Source organism: Spirochaetota bacterium (assembly GCA_034190085.1).
GTDB lineage: Bacteria > Spirochaetota > UBA4802 > UBA4802 > JAFGDQ01 > JAXHTS01.
Window position 1 is genome coordinate 1 of record JAXHTS010000031.1, and the last position, 2,746, is coordinate 2,746.

Annotated in this window: 2 protein-coding genes and 1 pseudogene; 2 read left to right on the forward strand and 1 reads right to left on the reverse strand. The window is 35.6% G+C overall.

Annotated elements, in window-relative coordinates:
- Positions 1-133 precede the first annotated feature (133 nt).
- Positions 134-1,279 (forward strand): glycosyltransferase family 4 protein, encoded by a 1,146-nt coding sequence (locus tag SVZ03_06020; protein ID MDY6933766.1) that lies wholly within the window; start codon positions 134-136, stop codon positions 1,277-1,279.
- A gap of 61 nt (positions 1,280-1,340) precedes the next feature.
- Here the strand turns inward: SVZ03_06020 and SVZ03_06025 are convergent.
- Positions 1,341-2,141 (reverse strand): annotated as a pseudogene (locus SVZ03_06025) (enoyl-CoA hydratase/isomerase family protein).
- Between the two features lie 277 nt (positions 2,142-2,418).
- On the opposite strand from SVZ03_06025, the gene SVZ03_06030 reads away from it, so the two are divergent.
- Positions 2,419-2,746, forward strand: a 328-nt coding sequence (locus tag SVZ03_06030) for a nitronate monooxygenase (protein MDY6933767.1), incomplete at its 3' end; no start/stop codon positions are given.

Genomic DNA, 2,746 nt, shown 5'->3' on the forward strand with positions numbered 1-2,746 from the left:
AATGCCCTCTAACAAAAGAAAAAATGGAGAATTCATTGATCTATTTTTCCCCATTACCCAGGAGGCAAGGGATCTAATAACAAAAGCTATTATCCAAAAGTATAACGAAGTCCTTTAGCATCCAGAAGATACAATGTTTTCCAGGACTGGATATGGGAAGAAGGCATGGAATGACTTCTCTATTTTAATAATGGCCTCAGTAAGATGGTATAATGCGTCAGCTCACTATGCATTGTTTCTTGCAGAAGGCTTAAAAAAAGCAGGATACAATGTTTTTTTATTTGGTATACCAGAGAGTCCAATCATCATAAGTGCAAAAGAATTGGGGATAACAACTTTAGATGATATTGACTTAATGGACTCAAATCCAATCTCTTATATCAGAAAGATAGATAGATTTAGAAGCATAGTCTCAGAAAGAAAAATTAATATTATTAACCCTCATATTTCGAGGGATCACTCCTTTGCATATTTTTCTCTTATAGATAAAAAGATTCCACTTATCAGAACAAAAACAGATAGTACTTTGCCAAGGAATAATCTCCTTAATAGATTTTTCTATATGCATTCAGCAAGGCACTACACAATCTCATCCAGTTCAATGGCATCTGCCTTAAAAAGCATGGGTATTGACGATAAATTCATCTCCATCATACCTCTTGAGATGAATTATAGAGACTTTTCAGATTATAAGCCGCAAAAGAATCTAAAATTAGAATTGAATATCCCAGATAACAGGATTGTAATCTCATTTATAGGTAGACTCGATAGGATTAAGGGAGTGGATCATTTCATTAAAAGCTATTCCTTTTTAAAAGAAAATAACAAAAATAAATTCCACTACATTGTTTCTGGAGAGGAGATAAACCTCAGCACTGATTACTTAATGAGAATTGCTAAAGAGACAAAGTTAGATAATATTTCATTTATTGGTAGGCTAAGCGATGTTAGAGATATATTATCTATAACAGATATTGGTGTTATCCCATCAATTGGCTCAGAGACCATCTGTAGGATTGCTCTTGAGATGCTATCCTTTGGCCTTCCTATAATTGGGAGCAATGTCAATTCAATTCCTGAGGTGATATCTGATTATGAGGGTATTGTAATTGATCCCGCGAAGCCTAATGAGATTGCTAAAGCACTTGAAACTCTCTCCCATAATAAAAACTATATTAAGAAAAAAACCAAGATAAAATCAAAGATTGCTCACAAAAATCCTCAAAGATTTATCATTGAATATTTAGAAATCTATTCAAAAGCAAGAGATGGAATGTAAAAACATATATAGTAAAAAAACGTCAGTCAAGCTGAGTAATATCATATTCTATGTTTTCTATCTATCTTCCCTTAAATACGGGCTTTCTCTTTTCAAGCCATGCAGTAACCGCCTCTTTATGATCCTCAGTATGACATAACTGATACTGTAATATTGATATATATTCAAGGGAAGATCCCATAGTCATCTTGAGTGATTCATTGATTGCTCTTTTAATTGATCCAACCGCCACTGCTCTGTTAACAAGTTTTTTAGCTAATTTTTCAGCAGATGGGATTAATTCATCTGCAGGTACAACCTGCTCAACCAGTCCAATCTTTTCTGCCTAAGCTGCATCAACAATATCCCCTGCAAGGCAAATCAATTTAGCCCAGCCCAATCCAACCAATCTTGGCAGAAGATATATCCCAAGTTCTGGAGTAAGACCCATTCTAACAAAAAATTCACCCATCTTTGCATCATCTGCAGCAATCCTTATATCACATGCAAGGGCCATATCAAGCCCAGCTCCAACCGCGTACCCATTTATCGCAGCAATATAAGGCTTCTCAGAATTCATTAATCCCTCATACATCACACTCGCTCCACTGAAATACTTATGAAAATCAGTTGCGCTCATTTCCCTCAATGGATTTATATCCTTCACAACGTCACCCCCAGCACTAAAGGAACTCCCAGCTCCAGTAATAATCACTGCTCTAACGTCATCATCACCCGATATATCACTAATGGCTGCCATAAAGTCATACATTAGATCTGGGCTAAATGCATTCAACTTATCTGGCCGATTTAGCGTTATTGTCGCAAAACCCTCTTTTCTAGTAATCTTTACTGCTCCTAAATCCTTTTCCTGAACCTCCATAAAAGATCCTCCCTTTATTTTTTTATTATTTCTCCCAAAAAAATAAAACCTTACTTAGATTATGCTAAAATATTAGTATTAATAAATTGAGCAAGACATCAACTGACAGCAATGAACGACAATTAATAGCTTTGATCCTATATATCTAATACATTAATAGAATATCAAGCAAAAATAATATGAGTTATTGATATAATATCAACAATATCCTTTCTTTTCCTTGACATTTTAGGAGTAAACAATTATGGATTATCCCTATGTTTAGAGGGATAAAAATATGATAAGAACAAAACTATGTGATCTTTTGGGAATAGAACATCCAATAATCCAGGCAGGGATGGGTCCGTGGAAGACGGAAAAACTTGCCATAGCAGCAGCCAATTCTGGTATATTGGGGATCATAAGCACAAGCGGTATAGTTGCAGAACTTGGTGAAGAATTTGGGATCCCCACGACAAAAGACTCAGCTAAATCCAAGGGAAATGTTGACACCCCCTATTCAATGATCAAGCAGATTATTCTTAAAGTCGAAGAGTCAACACGAGAGTCAAAAGGCATCTTCGGCATCAACTGTATGGTATCAGCGGAGATGATCGATGCATCAA

Coding starts and splice junctions, on each gene's coding strand:
- SVZ03_06020 (MDY6933766.1), top strand. CDS start 134: ATGTTTTCCAGGACTGGATATGGGAAGAAGGCATGGAATGACTTCTCT.